The 16,424-nt window shown below is 44.6% G+C and carries 16 protein-coding genes; 14 read left to right on the top strand and 2 right to left on the bottom strand.

Annotation, left to right across the window (positions count from 1 at the left end):
• Positions 1–27 precede the first annotated feature (27 nt).
• Together ACHKAR_RS15250 and ACHKAR_RS15245 are read left to right on the top strand one after the other, a co-directional pair.
• Positions 28–1,656: an acyl-CoA carboxylase subunit beta gene (locus ACHKAR_RS15250; RefSeq protein WP_395418240.1), complete on the top strand. Its 1,629-nt coding sequence runs from the start codon at positions 28–30 to the stop codon at positions 1,654–1,656.
• A 73-nt stretch (positions 1,657–1,729) separates the two neighbouring features.
• Positions 1,730–2,584, top strand: coding sequence for a transglutaminase-like domain-containing protein (locus ACHKAR_RS15245; RefSeq protein WP_370519069.1), 855 nt, complete (start codon positions 1,730–1,732; stop codon positions 2,582–2,584).
• A 29-nt stretch (positions 2,585–2,613) separates the two neighbouring features.
• On the opposite strand, the gene ACHKAR_RS15240 is transcribed toward ACHKAR_RS15245, so the two are convergent.
• Positions 2,614–3,219, bottom strand: a complete 606-nt coding sequence (locus ACHKAR_RS15240; protein WP_395418238.1) for a 4'-phosphopantetheinyl transferase family protein — start codon at positions 3,217–3,219, stop codon at positions 2,614–2,616.
• Between the two features lie 47 nt (positions 3,220–3,266).
• Between ACHKAR_RS15240 and ACHKAR_RS15235 the strand changes: the two genes are divergently transcribed.
• Genes ACHKAR_RS15235 through folB form a run of 3 tightly spaced genes read left to right on the top strand, consistent with a single transcriptional unit; the run spans position 3,267 to position 5,313 of the window.
• A complete protein-coding gene (locus tag ACHKAR_RS15235; protein WP_395418237.1) occupies positions 3,267–4,178 on the top strand; it encodes a WD40 repeat domain-containing protein in 912 nt (303 codons plus the stop codon).
• An 11-nt stretch (positions 4,179–4,189) separates the two neighbouring features.
• Positions 4,190–4,960, top strand: coding sequence for a DivIVA domain-containing protein (locus ACHKAR_RS15230; protein ID WP_395418235.1), 771 nt, complete (start codon positions 4,190–4,192; stop codon positions 4,958–4,960).
• Positions 4,961–4,962: 2 nt separating this feature from the next.
• Positions 4,963–5,313, top strand: a complete 351-nt coding sequence (folB, locus tag ACHKAR_RS15225) for a dihydroneopterin aldolase (RefSeq protein WP_159583476.1) — start codon at positions 4,963–4,965, stop codon at positions 5,311–5,313.
• A gap of 2 nt (positions 5,314–5,315) precedes the next feature.
• Here folB and ACHKAR_RS15220 read toward each other — a convergent pair whose 3' ends face one another.
• A complete protein-coding gene (locus ACHKAR_RS15220; RefSeq protein WP_395418233.1) occupies positions 5,316–5,612 on the bottom strand; it encodes a HesB/IscA family protein in 297 nt (98 codons plus the stop codon).
• Positions 5,613–5,667: 55 nt separating this feature from the next.
• On the opposite strand from ACHKAR_RS15220, the gene ACHKAR_RS15215 reads away from it, so the two are divergent.
• The 9 genes from ACHKAR_RS15215 to ACHKAR_RS15175 all read left to right on the top strand — a co-directional run bounded on the left by ACHKAR_RS15215 (position 5,668) and on the right by ACHKAR_RS15175 (position 16,421).
• On the top strand, positions 5,668–6,189 hold the full coding sequence (locus tag ACHKAR_RS15215; RefSeq protein ID WP_159583480.1) for a DUF7935 family protein: 522 nt from the start codon (positions 5,668–5,670) through the stop codon (positions 6,187–6,189).
• A gap of 7 nt (positions 6,190–6,196) precedes the next feature.
• A complete protein-coding gene (locus ACHKAR_RS15210) occupies positions 6,197–6,586 on the top strand; it encodes a YkvA family protein (protein WP_395418232.1) in 390 nt (129 codons plus the stop codon).
• A gap of 25 nt (positions 6,587–6,611) precedes the next feature.
• Positions 6,612–7,292, top strand: a complete 681-nt coding sequence (locus ACHKAR_RS15205; RefSeq protein ID WP_395418230.1) for a Rossmann-fold NAD(P)-binding domain-containing protein — start codon at positions 6,612–6,614, stop codon at positions 7,290–7,292.
• Entirely contained in the window at positions 7,289–7,738 is a 450-nt protein-coding gene (dtd, locus tag ACHKAR_RS15200; protein ID WP_395418229.1) for a D-aminoacyl-tRNA deacylase, read from the top strand. Before ACHKAR_RS15205 ends, dtd begins: the two co-directional genes overlap by 4 nt.
• Positions 7,739–7,812: 74 nt before the next feature.
• Positions 7,813–9,603: a translation elongation factor 4 gene (gene lepA, locus ACHKAR_RS15195; RefSeq protein ID WP_159583488.1), complete on the top strand. Its 1,791-nt coding sequence runs from the start codon at positions 7,813–7,815 to the stop codon at positions 9,601–9,603.
• Between the two features lie 16 nt (positions 9,604–9,619).
• On the top strand, positions 9,620–10,495 hold the full coding sequence (locus tag ACHKAR_RS15190) for a bifunctional 5,10-methylenetetrahydrofolate dehydrogenase/5,10-methenyltetrahydrofolate cyclohydrolase (protein ID WP_395418227.1): 876 nt from the start codon (positions 9,620–9,622) through the stop codon (positions 10,493–10,495).
• Positions 10,473–11,099, top strand: coding sequence for a 7-carboxy-7-deazaguanine synthase QueE (locus ACHKAR_RS15185; protein WP_395418225.1), 627 nt, complete (start codon positions 10,473–10,475; stop codon positions 11,097–11,099). Before ACHKAR_RS15190 ends, ACHKAR_RS15185 begins: the two co-directional genes overlap by 23 nt.
• Positions 11,099–12,982 carry an OmpA family protein gene (locus ACHKAR_RS15180; protein ID WP_395418224.1) on the top strand — a complete coding sequence of 628 codons (1,884 nt, stop codon included), beginning with the start codon at positions 11,099–11,101 and terminating at the stop codon, positions 12,980–12,982. Before ACHKAR_RS15185 ends, ACHKAR_RS15180 begins: the two co-directional genes overlap by 1 nt.
• A 241-nt stretch (positions 12,983–13,223) precedes the next feature.
• Positions 13,224–16,421: a SusC/RagA family TonB-linked outer membrane protein gene (locus ACHKAR_RS15175; protein ID WP_221413349.1), complete on the top strand. Its 3,198-nt coding sequence runs from the start codon at positions 13,224–13,226 to the stop codon at positions 16,419–16,421.
• The last annotated feature ends 3 nt before the right edge of the window (positions 16,422–16,424 follow it).

The raw sequence follows: 16,424 nt of genomic DNA, 5'->3' as shown, positions 1-16,424 counted from the left end.
TTATCCTTAACACCCCAAATTATCTTTATGGATATTAAATTCAACAAAAACGAGGATTCAAATAAACAACTGATCTCCGAACTTCACCGAAAGCTCAAAAAAGTGCATGTAGGTGGGGGCGAAGGAAAAATCGAGAAACTTCACCAAAAAGGGAAATTATCAGCCAGAGAACGCATTGCACTTCTGGTGGATTCCATGGACACTTTTCTGGAAGTGGGTGCTTTTGCAGCAGATGGAATGTACGAGGAGTGGGGTGGATGTCCTTCCGCAGGAGTGGTCACAGGCCTGGGAGTAGTGTCCGGCAGGCAGTGTGTGATCGTAGCTAATGATGCCACCGTGAAGGCAGGAGCGTGGTTTCCCATGACTGCCAAAAAAAACCTGAGAGCCCAAGAAATAGCCATAGAGAATAAGCTTCCGATCATCTACCTGGTGGACAGCGCCGGCGTGTTTCTGCCTATGCAGGACGAGATATTTCCTGACAAAGAACATTTTGGCCGGCAGTTTAGAAACAATGCGCGCATGTCTTCAGAAGGGATCATCCAGATAGCGGCCATTATGGGTAGCTGCGTGGCTGGTGGAGCTTATTTGCCCATCATGTCAGATGAGGCAATGATTGTGGATAAAACCGGATCTATTTTTCTGGCAGGGAGCTACCTGGTCAAAGCCGCCGTTGGGGAAGATGTGGACAATGAAACACTTGGTGGGGCTACTACTCACTGCGAGATATCCGGTGTTACAGACAATAAATACCCTGGGGATAAAGAGTGCCTGGAGGCGATCCGAAATATTTTTGACCGGATTGGTCATTTCGAAAAGGCAGGATTTAATCGGGCGGAACCCAAGCCACCCAAGGAAGATCCCAAAGAAATTTATGGGCTTTTTCCGAATGATCGGAACACGCCGTACGATATGTTGGAGATCATCAAGCGGCTCGTGGATGATTCGGACTTTGAGCAATACAAGGAACTTTATGGCAAAACCATCCTTTGTGGTTATGGCCGCATAGATGGTTGGAGTGTGGGCATTGTGGCCAATCAGCGGACGGTGGTCAAGACCAAGAAGGGCGAGATGCAGATGGGGGGGGTGATCTATAGTGACTCTGCGGATAAGGCTGCACGTTTTATTATGAATTGCAATCAGCGAAAGATTCCATTGGTGTTTCTACACGATGTGAATGGATTCATGGTGGGCAGCCGGTCTGAGCATGGAGGTATCATCAAAGATGGCGCTAAGATGGTGAACGCAGTATCAAATTCCGTGGTACCAAAGTTTAGTATCATCCTGGGATCGTCTTATGGCGCGGGTAATTATGCCATGTGTGGCAAGGCTTTTGACCCGAGACTTATTTATGCCTGGCCAAATGCTCAAATAGCCGTAATGAGTGGTAAATCAGCCGCCAAAACCCTCCTGCAAATCAAGGTATCTACCATGAAAGCCAAAGGGAAAGTGATTTCTGATGAAGACCAGCAGACCATGCTGGATGAGATTACAGATTCTTATGAAGCCAAGCTCAGTCCGTATTATGCGGCTTCCCGGCTATGGGTAGATGGCATCATCGATCCCCTGGAAACACGTCGGGTAATATCTACCGGGATTGCGGCAGCGGATCATGCTAAAATTGAAAAACCCATGAACGTAGGGGTTATTCAAACTTAAGGTGGGTGGATTGCCCGATTCATGTGATAAGAATTATTAATTTCGTCTTTTATAATCCTACTTTTAGAAAGAATTGATCAAGGAAAGCGAACTTAAAGCACTGGTAACCCTACTGGAAGATGATGACGAGGAGATTATCTCTCATGTAGAAAAGAAGCTGATGGAAATTGGTACGGGTGTGATACCCTTGTTGGAGCAGGAGTGGGAAACTAACTTTAACCCACTCATTCAGCGCCGGATAGAGGACCTCATTCATACTTTGCAGTTTGAGCTTTTTCAGGAGCGCCTGGAGGATTGGAAGGTAAACCGCGAAGATGATTTGCTGGAGGGGTTGTGGTTAGTAGCTACCTATCAGTATCCTGACCTTGATTTGGAGGAACTTCGTCAGCAGGTCCATCAACTCTATGTGGAAGTCTGGCGGGAGTTCAGAGAAGATCTCAATCCTTTTGATCAGGTGCGGGTGATGAACAGTGTTTTGTTTAATCGCTTCAAATTCAGAGCCAATACCAAGAACTTTCATTCGCCGGCCAATAGCATGGTGAATGCTGTGCTGGAGTCTAAAAAAGGAAATCCGATCTCCCTTTGCGCTGTATATCTACTGATAGCCCGCAAGCTGGATTTACCTATTTATGGGGTAAATCTGCCAAACCTTTTCATCCTGACTTACCGTAGCCAGCAGTCTGATTTCTACATTAATGTGTTCAATAAGGGCCTGATCTTCTCCAAGGAGGATATTGACAACTATCTGGATCATCTGGACATTCCTCCGCAGGAGATTTTCTACGACCCCTGTCCGAATATCGATATCGTGTTGCGATGCTTGCGCAACCTCATTGTCTCATTTGAGAAACTGGGAGATTACCACAAGAGCGATGAGATCAAAACAGTTTTGACCAAACTGGACGATAAGAACATCGGGTTCCCTTAAGTAACTAGCCAAAAGCCAAAAGCCCAAGGCTAAAGGCTATAAGCCAAAAAATAGTCTCTTACGGCCTCATAGTGGATTCTGTAGTGCAGTTCCATCTGATCCTTTTGGATGATTCCGTTCATCACACTGTCCGTTTCAAACTCAATGAAAGTTTCATCCCGCATGCTCAGCTTCCGGCGACCGTAGATTTTGTAAAGCACTTCTTTGCCACACCAGATGGCACATAGCTTTTGGAGATTATCCCGGTATTCAATCTCGCGTTCATTGATAAACTTGTCTTGTATTTTGATCAGTTTGTTACGGGCACGTTCCAGATCTATCCCACAAGGATTGTGCAGGTGGATCATGGCTGCCGCCATGGGGAAGGAGTGCGAAATGGAGATTTCAGCAGTAGATCCGATCAGAAAGGGTTTACCGGACTCATTGGGTGTGAGTCCCCGGTACTTCAGCGCAAACTGTGCACACAGGTTTTGGATGAGAATCCTCCCAACGATCCATTCAGCCAGCCTTGTAGGGTTCAGCCCTTCGGGTACCTCTTCTTTGATCAATCCCAAAAGAACCTGATTGGTTTCTTGAATGTTCCACACTGCGTAGGCAGAATATGGGCTGATTGGCTTAGATAATAACAATGGCATAGTCTATTCTGATCACCTATGGTTAATTTTACCCCAATTTATTGATTATGAGTTCAATTCAGGTAAAAAAGCAGCATACTTTAACGGGGCATAAGGATAGCCTGTACACCTTGTGTGCTTACACTGATTCTGCTTTTTTCTCCGCTGGTGGGGATGGTATGGTGGTTTTATGGGACTTGAAATCTCCCGATACAGGCAAGATGATCGTGAAGGTGCCAGCCAGTGTCTATGGCATGTCATACAATAAGGAGCGGGATATATTGGTGGTCGGGCAAAACTTCAGCGGCATTCACCTGGTGGATGTAAATACAAAAAAGGAGATTGGGTCTTTGGCACTTACTACCAAAGCTATTTTTGATATTCAGACCACCTCAGAGGCTATTTTTGTGGCCACGGGAGAGGGTGAAGTTTTTAAAATTGACTGGGACCTGCAGATTTTAGCTTCTAAAAAGCTGAGTGTGGAGAGCGCGAGGAGCATAGCAGTGTCAGCAGAAAGAAAGGAAATGGCTGTAGGATTTAGTGACCACCATATCAGGATTTTCGACACTGAATCTTTACAGCTGAAAAAGGAGTTTAAAGCTCATGAAATTTCTGTGTTTTCGGTTCGTTATCATCCGCAATTGCCCGTATTGATGAGCGCGAGTAGGGATGCACGGTTCAAACTCTGGGATTTGGACAATGATTATAAGATGGTGGAGGAGGTCGTGGGCCACATGTACGCCATCAATCATATAGAGTTTGGCGAATCAGGGAAGTACTTTGTGACCTGCAGTATGGACAAGTCTATCAAGGTGTGGGATGCCACTGAGTTTAAACTGCTCAAGGTGATAGATAAAGCACGGCATGCCGGGCACGCCACTTCCGTGAATAAGCTCCTTTGGATGAATTATCGCAATTGGTTAGTATCTTGTAGCGACGATCGCACGATTTCGGTTTGGGAAGTTCTTTCAGAACATTAATTTAGTAGCATATGAAAATCACGCCGATAGAGATAAGGCAGAAAAACTTCGAAAAGAAACTTCGAGGGTATGACAAAGATGAAGTCAATGCCTTTTTGCTTTCTCTTTCGAATGAATGGGAGCGGGTTTTGGATGATAATAAAGAACTCAAAATCAAGCTTGATCAGGCCGAGAAGGAAGTGAGAAAGCTGCGCGAGGTAGAGAGTTCGCTCTTCAAGACACTGAAAACCGCAGAAGACACAGGGGCCAATCTGATCGATCAGGCCAATAAGGCCTCAGAGCTTCACCTCAAAGAGACGCAAATGAACGCTGAGGCCATGATGAGTGAAGCCAAAGCCAAAGCCAAAAACCTCATAGAGAAGTCTGAAATGGAAGCCCGGCAGATGATAGAAGAAATGCAGGATGCCATCAAGGACCTGGAGCAGAACTATCGGGCGCTGGAAAATCACCGGGATAACATCATGGCGGAGTTGAAGAATTTTGCCGAGGACATCCATGACAGGATTAATAGAACGACTAAGCAGCAGGCACCATTCAAGATGGAGGATCATACCAAGAAAGTAAAAGCACTTGTTCGTGAATCCGAAGCCTGGATCAATAAAGAGAAACTGGAAGTGAAACCGGTGAAGATGACTCCACTGAAGCAGCCGGATCTCAACAATACCCGATCTCACCGCCCGGCACCTAAGCCAGCACCAGCTCCACCGGCAGCTAAGAAGCCTACTGAGTCTGTCAAAAGTCAATCAGGTGGGGGTTCATTTTTTGATGATTTGGAAGAGTAAGGATGGGATTGGTTTCACTGGAAGGCATGGAGTTTTATGCGCGCCACGGCTACTACGAGGAGGAGCGCAAGATTGGGAACAAATACAGTGTTGATGTACAGCTGGAAGTAGACTTTGCGGAAGCGGCCAGTGAAGACAAGCTGGAGGGCACAGTCAACTATGAAAAAGTCTACGAAGTAGTGGCGGAGGTGATGAGCATTGATGCCATGCTATTGGAGCATTTGGCCGGAAAAATGATCAGAAAGCTGAAAGAAGCCTTTCCAAAAGTGAGCAAGGTACAAGTGAAGGTGAGTAAGTACAACCCCCCGATTAAAGGCTTGTGCCACAGAGCGATGGTCACTTTAGAAGGCTGAGTTCATGACGGAGAGGGCGTGACAAAAACGAATCCACGGGCATCCGCACCGTCATAAAAATCCACCTCTTTTCCCAGCAGGAACATCATCTCACGTTTTTGGATATAGACTGGAATTCCCGCAATGTCATATGCCTGATCATTCTCCTTTTGTTTATCAAAACCCAGCACAAATGTCACACCACAGCCACCACCTTTCACACCCACTCTGAGGCCATAGCCCTCCGGGATGTTTTTATTGGCCATGATGTGTTTAATTTCTTTTTGTGCTTTCGGGGTTATGTGTACGGGCTCATTCATTTCGCCAAAGAAAATACTTATTTTTGATCTTTACTTAAGCGCTAACACTTAGAAAATGGAGATGGTTTACGACCTGTTGAAAATAACAATACCTGGATTGCTCATTTTGTATACTGCATATCTGATTGTGAGGTCATTTATGAACAAACAACTGGATGAACTACACCTGAGTCTCAGGCATAAAAATCAGGAGGTGGTCTTGCCTATTCGGCTGCAGGCCTATGAGCGAATCTGTCTTTTGTTGGAGCGGATTTCTCCCAACCATATCATTCCTCGCCTGAATGAAAAAGATTTAAGTGCTAAACAACTTCAGGGAGCGCTGGTTAGTGAGATTAGAAGTGAGTTTAGTCACAACCTCTCTCAGCAGGTCTATATTTCTGAGGAAGCCTGGATTTATGTGACTGGTGCTATCGAGCAGCTGATCTCACTTATCAATGAGTCTGCAAATGAACTGGATGATTCGGCCACTAGTCTGGATTTGGCTAAAATGGTGTTTGAAAAAAATATGCGTAATCAGCAGGACACCCTTCGGGGCGCACTCTCGTTTATTAAAAATGAAATAAAGGAACTTTTCTGAAAGAAATATGGGCAACGCGAAGCTGGATAGGATTTTCACGAAAGCAAAGGAGACAGTTACTCAAAATGAGAAAGTGAAGTCTCTGCTGACTGAAGTGAAAGCGAAAATGGACAAGATCAACACAGACTCGGAAGAGCGATCTACCTTCATTTATCAGATACAGGTACTGATTAGGATGATTCGCGCCCATTTCAATGGGAAGTATTCAGCTTTTTCTACCTCCACTATTCTGACCTTAGTATTTGGCCTGATTTATTTTATTACCCCGATTGACCTGATCCCTGATTTCATACCGGCTTTGGGATTGACAGACGATATTTCACTGATTTACTTTATTTTCAGAAATCTGGCCGAAGATATAGGGAGATTCAGATCTTGGGAAGAAACAACTGGCTGATTTTTCACCATAAAAGAATCGAGTAATGTCTACACACACCGCACTAATCGTAGGAGCTACTGGCCTTGTAGGGAAGCATTTGCTAGACCATATGCTTACCAAAACGTACTACAGTAAAATCAAAATTTTATCCCGCCGCGCGCTGGAAATGGATGATCCCAGGGTAGAGGTGATTGTTATTCCTGATTTTGCAGAGATGAATTCTATCAGTGAGCAGTTACAAGCGGAAGATTACTATTGTGTGCTGGGTACCACCATCAAGTTGGCAGGATCCAAGGAGAATTTTAAGAAAGTTGACTTAGACTACCCCCTGATGCTCGCTGAGATCGCGCAGAAATCTCCGGAGTTCAGGCAGTATTTGGTGGTGACGGCCGCTGGATCAAATGCTGATTCGCCATTGTTTTACAATCAGGTAAAGGGCCAGCTGGAGGAGGGACTTAAGCAGCTTCACTTGAGGGGATTGAAAATTTTCAGGCCTTCATTGCTGCTGGGGGAGCGCACAGACTTTAGGTTGGCGGAGGAATTTGCGAAGGCTATTTCCAAAATATTCTCTTTTTTCATGGTGGGCCTGAAGCGCCGCCTCTGGTCGATTAATGCCTCAGATGTGGCCAAAGCCATGCACATAGTGGCCTCAGAAGGCAAAGAAGGCACCAGGGTATACAGCTCCAATGACATGTTTAAAATTGTAAATACTCAGGGACTTTGATTGCCGTTATTCAGAGGGTTTCTGAGGCCTCGGTTACCATTTCGGACAAAGAGGTTTCCAGGATAAGTGATGGTTTGCTCATTTTACTGGGCATTGAGGAGGCAGACAACAATGAGGATATTGACTGGCTCACCAAAAAGGTGGCCAACTTAAGGATTTTCTCAGACGAAGAGGAAAAAATGAACCTCAGTTTGCTGGATATCGGCGGTGAAGTTTTGGTCGTCAGTCAATTCACCCTTCATGCGCTCACAAAAAAAGGAAACCGACCTTCTTACATTCGCGCAGCGTCACCGGATGTTGCCATCCCTCTTTACGAGGCTTTTGTGAAAAAAATGGAATCGTTTGGCAGGCCAGTGTTTACTGGTGAATTTGGTGCAGACATGAAGGTGGGCCTCGTCAATGATGGTCCGGTAACCATTATTATCGACACCAAAAACAAACAATAGACCCTGAGAATCCTTTTAGATTAGCATGACTATTGACCCATCTTTATACTACCTTTGCAGACTTTTAATTGGATATGAAGCACATTAGGAATTTCTGCATCATTGCGCACATCGATCATGGTAAAAGTACCCTGGCCGATAGACTCATACAGTCCACAGAGACTGTTTCGGCAAGAGACATGCAAGCGCAGCTACTCGATGATATGGACCTGGAGCGTGAGCGAGGGATTACCATCAAGAGTCACGCCATTCAGATGTATTTTCCCTATGAAGGCAATCAATACACTCTCAATCTGATTGACACTCCGGGCCATGTGGATTTTTCTTACGAAGTTTCCCGGTCAATAGCTGCCTGTGAGGGTGCCTTGCTAGTGGTGGATGCTGCTCAAGGTATAGAAGCACAGACCATTTCCAATCTTTACCTGGCTCTTGAAAATGACCTGGAGGTGATCCCTGTGCTTAATAAAATAGACCTTCCCGGAGCCATGGTCGAGGAAGTTTCAGATCAGATCATTGACTTGATCGGTTGTGACAGAGAAGATATCATCCATGCCAGCGCCAAAGAAGGCATTGGAATACAAGAAATACTGCAAGCCATAGTGGAGCGCATACCGGCGCCTACAGGCGATACTGAGGAGCCGCTTCAGGCCATGATTTTTGACTCAGTTTTTAATACCTATCGAGGGATAGAAGTTTTCTTCAGGGTTTTCAATGGCACCCTGAATAAAGGAGATCACGTGAAGTTTGTCAACACAGGCAAGACTTATGAAGCTGATGAAATAGGTGTACTCCGACTTACCCATGAGGCAAAGAACTCTATTTCGGCTGGAAATGTGGGCTATCTTATTTCTGGGATCAAAGTGGCCAAAGAGGTGAAAGTGGGAGACACCATCACCCACGTAAGTCGCCCTACTCAGCGTACGGTAAAGGGATTTGAAGATGTGAAGCCGATGGTTTTCGCAGGGATTTACCCTGTGGATACCACGGAATTTGAAGAGTTGAGAGCTTCTATGGAAAAACTCCAGCTCAATGATGCCTCTCTGGTATGGGAGCCTGAGACTTCCATGGCCCTTGGTTTTGGATTTAGATGTGGCTTCCTGGGGATGCTGCATATGGAGATTGTGCAGGAGCGTCTGGAACGTGAGTTTGATATGACCGTGATCACCACGGTACCTTCGGTACAGTTTCATGCGATCATGCCGGATGGCGCAGTGCTGAAAGTGAATGCACCATCAGAGCTTCCGGAGCCCAACTATGTTTCGCATGTAGAGGAGCCTTATATAAGGGCACAGATCATCACCAAATCAGAATTTATAGGGTCGGTTATCGGATTGTGCATGGACAAGCGCGGTGAGATCAAAAATCAGGTATATCTCACCAGTGATCGGGTAGAGTTGACTTTTGAATTGCCACTGGCGGAGATTGTTTTCGACTTTTTTGATAGACTGAAGACCATTTCGCGAGGTTATGCTTCACTCGATTATGAGCTGATAGGATACAGGCAGTCTAATATGGTGAAGCTGGATATTATGCTAAATGGGGAGAAAGTGGATGCCCTTTCTGCGATCGTTCATAGAGACAAAGCCTACGAATGGGGAAAGCGACTTTGCGAGAAGCTGAAGGAATTGATTCCTCGTCAGATGTTTGAAATTGCCGTTCAGGCTTCTATCGGCACCAAGATCATTGCCAGGGAATCTGTGAAAGCGATGAGAAAGAACGTATTGGCCAAGTGCTACGGGGGTGATATTTCGCGTAAGCGTAAACTCCTTGAAAAGCAGAAAAAAGGGAAGAAGCGTATGCGACAGGTGGGGAACGTGGAGATACCTCAGGAGGCTTTCATGGCAGTCCTTAAACTAGATAGCTAATCAAAATAGAATCATAATGCCTACACTATTAGACGGTAAGAAAGTTGCCGGTGACATCAAGAATGAGATTTCAGCCCGCGTACAAGACCTGAAATCAAAGGGAAAGAGGGTTCCCAACCTGGCCATTATTATTGTAGGTGATGATGGTGCCAGCCATACCTATGTGAATGGTAAAATAGCAGCATGCAAGTCAGTGGGGTTCGATTTTACCCTCATGCATTTTGCCAGTACCATCTCCGAGGATAAACTAATTAAGCATGTGGAGAACCTCAATGCTGATGAAGACATTGATGGTTTCATTGTGCAGATACCATTGCCGGAGCACATCTCAGTAGAGCGGGTCACTGAAAGTGTGAAGCCTGAGAAAGATGTAGACGGATTTACGAATCAGAACTTCGGGAGTATTGTTTCCAAGCACCAGCTCATCATGCCGGCTACACCTTTTGGAGTGGTGGAGTTGCTGAGGAGATACAACATTGAAACCGAAGGTAAGCATTGTGTCATTGTGGGGGCCAGCCGATTGGTTGGGGCACCTCTGGGTATGATGATGACTGAAGATGGAAAGGCTACGGTAACACTTTGTCACAAATACACCAAGGACCTGTCCAGCCATACTAAACTGGCGGATATTCTGATCGTGGGAGTGGGTAAGCCAGGTCTGATTACGGCCGATATGGTGAAAGATGGAGCTGTGGTTGTGGATGTTGGGACTACACGCATAGAAGATAAGTCAAGAAAGACTGGCTTTAGGTTAGCTGGTGATGTAGAGTTTGATACAGTAGCTGAGAAATGTTCATTTATTACTCCCGTACCCGGTGGAGTGGGCCCTATGACCATTGCTTCTTTACTTTTGAATACAATGAAGGCTTATGAAGATCAACACGGAGGATAAGGTGTTGACCGATCTCCCGTTGATGGAGTACTTCCTCACCATTCAGGGTGAGGGTTACCATACGGGCAGTGCGGCCTATTTTATCCGCCTTGGCGGATGTGATGTGGGGTGTGTTTGGTGCGATGTGAAAGAATCATGGGATGCCGATGCGCACCCAAAAGTTTCCTTAAGTCAGATGGTTGCTGATGCCAAAGCCTCCGGTTCTGAGATCGTGGTGATCACAGGTGGCGAACCGCTCATGTACGATCTGGGTGATTTTACCAACCAGCTGCATGATGCAGGATTGAAAACCCACATTGAGACTTCCGGAGCTCATCCATTATCCGGTGATTGGGATTGGATTTGTTTTTCCCCTAAAAAATTCATGGCCCCTTTGCCGGAGTTTTATGAGGAATCAGATGAACTGAAAGTCATCGTTTACAATAAGTCTGATTTTGCATGGGCGGAATCCCATGCAGAAAAATGCCTCCCCAAGACCAGGCTTTTTCTACAACCAGAGTGGTCAAAGAAGGACGACATGATGCCGCTTATCGTGGATTATGTAAAGAAAAACCCAAAATGGAGGATATCTTTACAGACACATAAGTATCTGGACATCCCATAATGACCCCACGAATCCTATTTGTTTTTTGTTTTTTTCTTATCACAGCGGTCGGTTATAGTCAGCCTTATAATAAGCGTGCGGTAAAGCTTACAGAGAAAGCAGAGGAAGCTGCCAAATCCAGAGATTTTGAAGAAGCTAAGACACTCCTGAAGAAAGCCATTGGGGCGGATCCGCTATACCCCAAGGCCTACCGGCGGCTAGCCACCATTTACAGTGTCTATCTGCAGCCGGACTCCGCAGCTTATTATTATAACCTGCTCACCGAAATGATTCCCGCCGATCAAATAGATGAACGTTTATGGGATCGCATTGCAGGGCTAAATTTCGAAGTTGGCGACTATCATAAAGCACAGCAGGCTATTTCCCATGTGTCTGACCCGAATCCTTTGCTGGCTCAAAGCATTGCTTTCTCTGTGAAGTCTGTACAGGAAGCCCGACCTCTGGAGATCCAGGAGCTACCACCCGCAATCAATGCCTATCAGTTGCAGTATTTCCCGGTGCTCACGGTGGATGAGCGCACGATTATCTATACCAAGCGAGATGCCAATAACCCGTCATCCGACGAAGACATGGTCGTGAGTGTACGAATCAATGATGAGTGGATTCCGTCTCAGTCCATTTCCAGGGAGATCAATTCTCCCTTTAACGAGGGGGCCTGTACCATTTCTGCAGACGGGAGCACATTGATCTTCGCTTCTTGTGAGGGAAGGTCGTCATTTGGTAGTTGTGACCTGTATGTCACATACAGACAAGGAAATAAATGGACGAAGCCAGAAAACCTCGGTTCCGGGATCAATTCCAGATATTGGGATTCTCAACCTTCGCTCAGTGCCGATGGGCGAGTGCTTTATTTTGCTTCCAATAGGCCTGGGGGAGTTGGTAAACGTGACATTTGGAGCTCTCAGCTTACAGAGACAGGCTGGAGCGAGCCGGTAAACCTTGGTAAACCCATCAATACACCTTTTGATGAAACCACCCCTTTTATTCATGTCAATAATGATTTGCTTTTCTTCTCCACACAGGGCTATCCTGGTCTTGGAGGATTCGATCTTTTCTTTTCTGAAAAAACCAATGGGCAATGGTCACTTCCTACCAATCTCGGTTATCCTATCAATACGGTAAATGACGAACTCTCGCTTTTTATTAATGCCTCAGGCACATTTGGCTATTATGCCATTGAAAAGACCGAGTCCGGAGTTACGAGTACTACTAACATTGTGAAATTCAAAGTCCCCTTTGACTCTTTGGTGAAAAAGAAAGCGAGTTATGTGACGGGCCGGGTACAGGATGGGATAACGGGGAAGCCTTTAGGTGCCCGGATGAGAATGTCCAATTTGAATGATACCACAGATACCTATTGGGTAAACTCTGATTCCATTTCAGGGAGGTATTTTCTGGTATTGACAGAAGGTAATGAATATGGTGTCTTTATCAGAAAGAAGGACTATCTGTTTGAAGACTTAAAATTCGAAGCTCAAAGTTCTACCGCATTAAGACCAGATACCCTGGACATCTTGCTTCATCCCATAGAAGCAGGCGCTTCACTCACTTTAGAGAACATCTATTTTGAGTTCAACGAGCACCTATTAAACCCCAAGTCGCGTTCAGAACTCAATGAGATCGTGGAATACCTAAAGCTTAACAAAAGTTTAACTTTCGAGATTCAGGGACATACAGATACCGTAGGGACTGAAAGTTATAATCTGGCATTATCTGAGAAGCGGGCCCGTACCGTGTATAATTATCTGCTGTCTAAAGGTGTGGATGAGTCCAGAATGTTTTCGAAGGGTTATGGGGGTAGTCAGCCTATCGCAGATAATAGCACTGAAAATGGTCGGGATTTAAATCGAAGGATCACTTTTAGAGTTATTTCCAATAAGTGATTTTTTGTGAGGTTACATTTTTTAACAATTTTTTTATTTTTTTTCTCAGAATTTAAATTATGAAAATAATCCAATTAGAGATGATTATTTCGCCTTATTGAAATCTATAGTAGAATTGTAATTTTTTATAGTGTAAAAAGGCCTTTTCGCAATAAATAGAGGGGTTTTCTCACAATCACTTTAGTTTTTCCCTTTTTGCTGATTACGATCAAATTGTTATAAATTTAGTAGTTGAAACATAATGTACAATTTAAAACAGTATAATATGAAGAGGATTCTACTACTCAGTTTCATGTTGACTTTCGTCTTTGCGTTCAGCGCATTGGCGCAAAGGACAGTATCTGGAACCGTTACCTCCGCAGAGGATGGTAGCGGCATTCCGGGTGTAAACGTTGTGCTGAAAGGAACAACGACAGGTACTACCAGTGATTTAGATGGTAACTACCGTTTGAGCGTTCCAGAAGAGGGCGGAACGTTAGTATTTTCATTTGTAGGTCTTGAGCCAAAAGAAGTTGAAATTGGCGCTAGATCTGTTATCGATGTAGGAATGAGCTCTGATGTTCAGCAATTGACTGAAGTCGTTGTAACGGCTTTGGGTATTGAGCGTCAGGAGAAGTCACTTACATATGCAGTTCAGGACGTAAAAGGTGATGGCCTTACCCAGGCTAGAGAAACCAACATCGTTAACTCCCTATCAGGGCAGGTAGCTGGTGTTCAGGTGACTAGCTCAAGTGGTACTCCAGGTGCTTCTTCTCGTGTTGTACTTCGTGGAGCTTCTACTATCAGTGGTAGCAACCAGCCTCTATTCGTAGTAGACGGTGTGCCGATTGACAACTCTAACTATGGTACTGCCGGTAATGGTGGTGGTTATGACTTGCCAAACGGAGCTGCTTCACTTAACCCGGATGATGTAGAGTCTATCTCTGTATTGAAAGGTCCTGTTGCAGCTGCTCTCTATGGTAACAGAGGTGCAAACGGTGTAATCCTCGTGACTACTAAAACTGGAAAAGGCAAGAAAGGTCTTGGCGTCTCTGTCAACTCTTCTACAATGTTCCAGACTCCTTTAAGATTGCAGGACTTCCAAAACTCTTATGGTCAGGGAGCCAGCAATACTTACTTTGAGTTTGTAAACGGACAAAGTGGATATGGTGACGGTGTGGATGAAAGCTGGGGAGCTCCTCTTGATGTAGGATTGGAATTCGTTCAGTGGAGCGATTACAGAGACGATGGAACAACGTCTAGTCCAAGCCCATGGAAGTCTTATCCAAATAACATTAAGGATTTTTACGAAACTGGTGTTCAGTTGAGTAATAACGTAGCAATAGCTGGTAGCGATGGAGACAATGCTTTCAGACTTTCTGCTACTAATATGAATCAGACAGGTATGGTTCCTAATACTGATTTTAACAGATGGAACATCAACTCTTCTGCTAGCCTGAGATTGCTAGAGGGGCTTGAGGCTTCTTTCTCTGCTAATTATATCAAGGAACATGCGGATAACCTTGCTTCTATTGGTTATACCAATGATAACCCTGTTCAGCAGATGATCTGGTCTGGAAGAAACGTGGATCTTGCAGCTTTGAAGGATTACAAGAATTTGCCATTGTCACCAGAAGGAACAGCAGCAGCTGGTACTCCTTTGAACTGGAATACAGTATTCCAGAATAACCCTTATTGGGGACAGGATGTAAACCTTCAGGGTTACGACAAAGATCGTTTGATTGGTAACGTTAAACTTGCGTATCAGTTCAACGACTGGTTGAGTGCTTATGTAAGAACCGGTATTGATAACTGGGACATGAGAAACAGCAACATTAAGGCTATCGGTACTAACTCAGCAGCAGATGGTTTCTATTCAGATCAGGTGAGAAGATTCACTGAGATCAACCATTTCTACATGATCACAGCAAACAAGACATTCGGTGATTTCGGTGTAGCTGTGAGTTTTGGTGGTAATAATATGATTCAGGAGTACACAAGACACTATGTAGGTGTTCCTGCATTAGAGCTTCCAGGATTGTATAACGTTTCCAACCTGAAGTCAGGTAGTACTCCTACTTTGATTAACACGTTGGAAGAAGAGAAAATCAATAGTTTGTTGGGTACTGCTCAGCTTTCTTTTAGAGATTTCGTTTTCTTGGATATTTCAGGCAGAAATGACTGGTGGTCAGTACTTCCAAAGGCTGATAACTCATATTTCTACCCATCGGCTTCTTTAAGCTTTGTTCTGACCGACATGTTAGACATTTATTCCAACGCACTTCCTTACTTGAAAGTACGTGCTGGTTGGTCTAAAGTAGGTAGTTCAGGTGGTCTGAACCCTTATAGCTTGCAGCAGTTGTACAGCTTCAGAACAACTCCTTACGGATCTGTTTCTTTGGCATACAATCCTGAAACTTTGAACAACCCAAACATCAAGCCTGAAACAACTACGGGTATTGAAATTGGTTTGGCAGCTAAGTTTTTCGATGGAAGAATCTCATTGGATGCGACTTACTACGACCAGACTTCTGAGGACTTGATCGTTCAGGTGGAGGTTTCTCCTACTAGTGGTTATGAGTCAGCTTACGATAACGTTGGTTTGATTGAGAACAAAGGTATTGAGCTTCAATTAGGCGCTACAATTGTAGACACTAAGGATTTCTCTGCCGGTTTGAATGTAAACTTTGCTACTTACAATAACGATGTAATTTCCGTTAATAACATTGATGGTGATGAAGGCGCAATTGTACTAGGTGGTCAGTGGAATGTGGATTTGCAAGCACGAGAAGGTCATCCTTATGGTGTGCTTTTCGGCCCTGGGTATCTTAAAGACGAGGATGGTAACATCGTTCACGTAAATGGTAGACCACAGATCGACCCTACATACAGAGTATTGGGAGACATTCAGCCAGATTGGACAGGAGGTATAGCAGTGAACTTGCGTTACAAAGGTCTTTCTTTGAGCAGTTTATTTGATGCCAAATGGGGTGGTGATATCTATACTATGACTACTACTTGGGGTAGATATGCTGGAGTACTTGCTGAAACTTTGAAAGGAAGAGAAGAAGGTATTGTAGGTAAAGGTGTGATGCAATCAGGTACTGACACAGATGGTAACCCTATCTATGTGCCAAATAACATTGTAGTAACTGCTGAAACTTATAACAAAGCAGCATTTAGCAACGGTGTTGCTGAAGGATCAGTTTTTGATGCGTCTTATATCAAATTGAGACAAGTTACATTGAACTGGAAATTGCCAAGTCAGTGGTTTACCAACGTTCCTTTCAAAGATGTAAACATTGCATTAGTAGGGAGAAACCTTGCGTTGTTGTACTCTAAAGTACCACACATAGATCCAGAAAGTGGATTTAGCAATGCTGATTCGCAGCAAGGCCAGGAATTTGGTCAGTTGCCATCTGCAAGAAGCATGGGTTTCAATATCAACTTTAAACTTTAATCG

Origin of the sequence: Marinoscillum luteum, from assembly GCF_044005705.1 — a bacterium.
Classification (GTDB): Bacteria; Bacteroidota; Bacteroidia; order Cytophagales; family Cyclobacteriaceae; genus Marinoscillum; species Marinoscillum luteum.
The sequence above is the reverse complement of the archived record's forward strand: the minus strand, read 5'-3'. Positions and strand labels throughout refer to the sequence as shown.

Excerpts from the sequence above, each read along its gene's own strand:
- ACHKAR_RS15250 (WP_395418240.1), top strand. The coding sequence starts at position 28 with ATGGATATTAAATTCAACAAAAACGAGGATTCAAATAAACAACTGATC.
- ACHKAR_RS15240 (WP_395418238.1), bottom strand. The coding sequence starts at position 3,219 with ATGCCATTGTTATTATCTAAGCCAATCAGCCCATATTCTGCCTACGCA.
- ACHKAR_RS15235 (WP_395418237.1), top strand. The coding sequence starts at position 3,267 with ATGAGTTCAATTCAGGTAAAAAAGCAGCATACTTTAACGGGGCATAAG.
- ACHKAR_RS15230 (WP_395418235.1), top strand. The coding sequence starts at position 4,190 with ATGAAAATCACGCCGATAGAGATAAGGCAGAAAAACTTCGAAAAGAAA.
- folB (WP_159583476.1), top strand. The coding sequence starts at position 4,963 with ATGGGATTGGTTTCACTGGAAGGCATGGAGTTTTATGCGCGCCACGGC.
- ACHKAR_RS15220 (WP_395418233.1), bottom strand. The coding sequence starts at position 5,612 with ATGAATGAGCCCGTACACATAACCCCGAAAGCACAAAAAGAAATTAAA.
- ACHKAR_RS15215 (WP_159583480.1), top strand. The coding sequence starts at position 5,668 with ATGGAGATGGTTTACGACCTGTTGAAAATAACAATACCTGGATTGCTC.
- ACHKAR_RS15210 (WP_395418232.1), top strand. The coding sequence starts at position 6,197 with ATGGGCAACGCGAAGCTGGATAGGATTTTCACGAAAGCAAAGGAGACA.
- ACHKAR_RS15205 (WP_395418230.1), top strand. The coding sequence starts at position 6,612 with ATGTCTACACACACCGCACTAATCGTAGGAGCTACTGGCCTTGTAGGG.
- lepA (WP_159583488.1), top strand. The coding sequence starts at position 7,813 with ATGAAGCACATTAGGAATTTCTGCATCATTGCGCACATCGATCATGGT.
- ACHKAR_RS15190 (WP_395418227.1), top strand. The coding sequence starts at position 9,620 with ATGCCTACACTATTAGACGGTAAGAAAGTTGCCGGTGACATCAAGAAT.
- ACHKAR_RS15185 (WP_395418225.1), top strand. The coding sequence starts at position 10,473 with ATGAAGATCAACACGGAGGATAAGGTGTTGACCGATCTCCCGTTGATG.
- ACHKAR_RS15180 (WP_395418224.1), top strand. The coding sequence starts at position 11,099 with ATGACCCCACGAATCCTATTTGTTTTTTGTTTTTTTCTTATCACAGCG.
- ACHKAR_RS15175 (WP_221413349.1), top strand. The coding sequence starts at position 13,224 with ATGTACAATTTAAAACAGTATAATATGAAGAGGATTCTACTACTCAGT.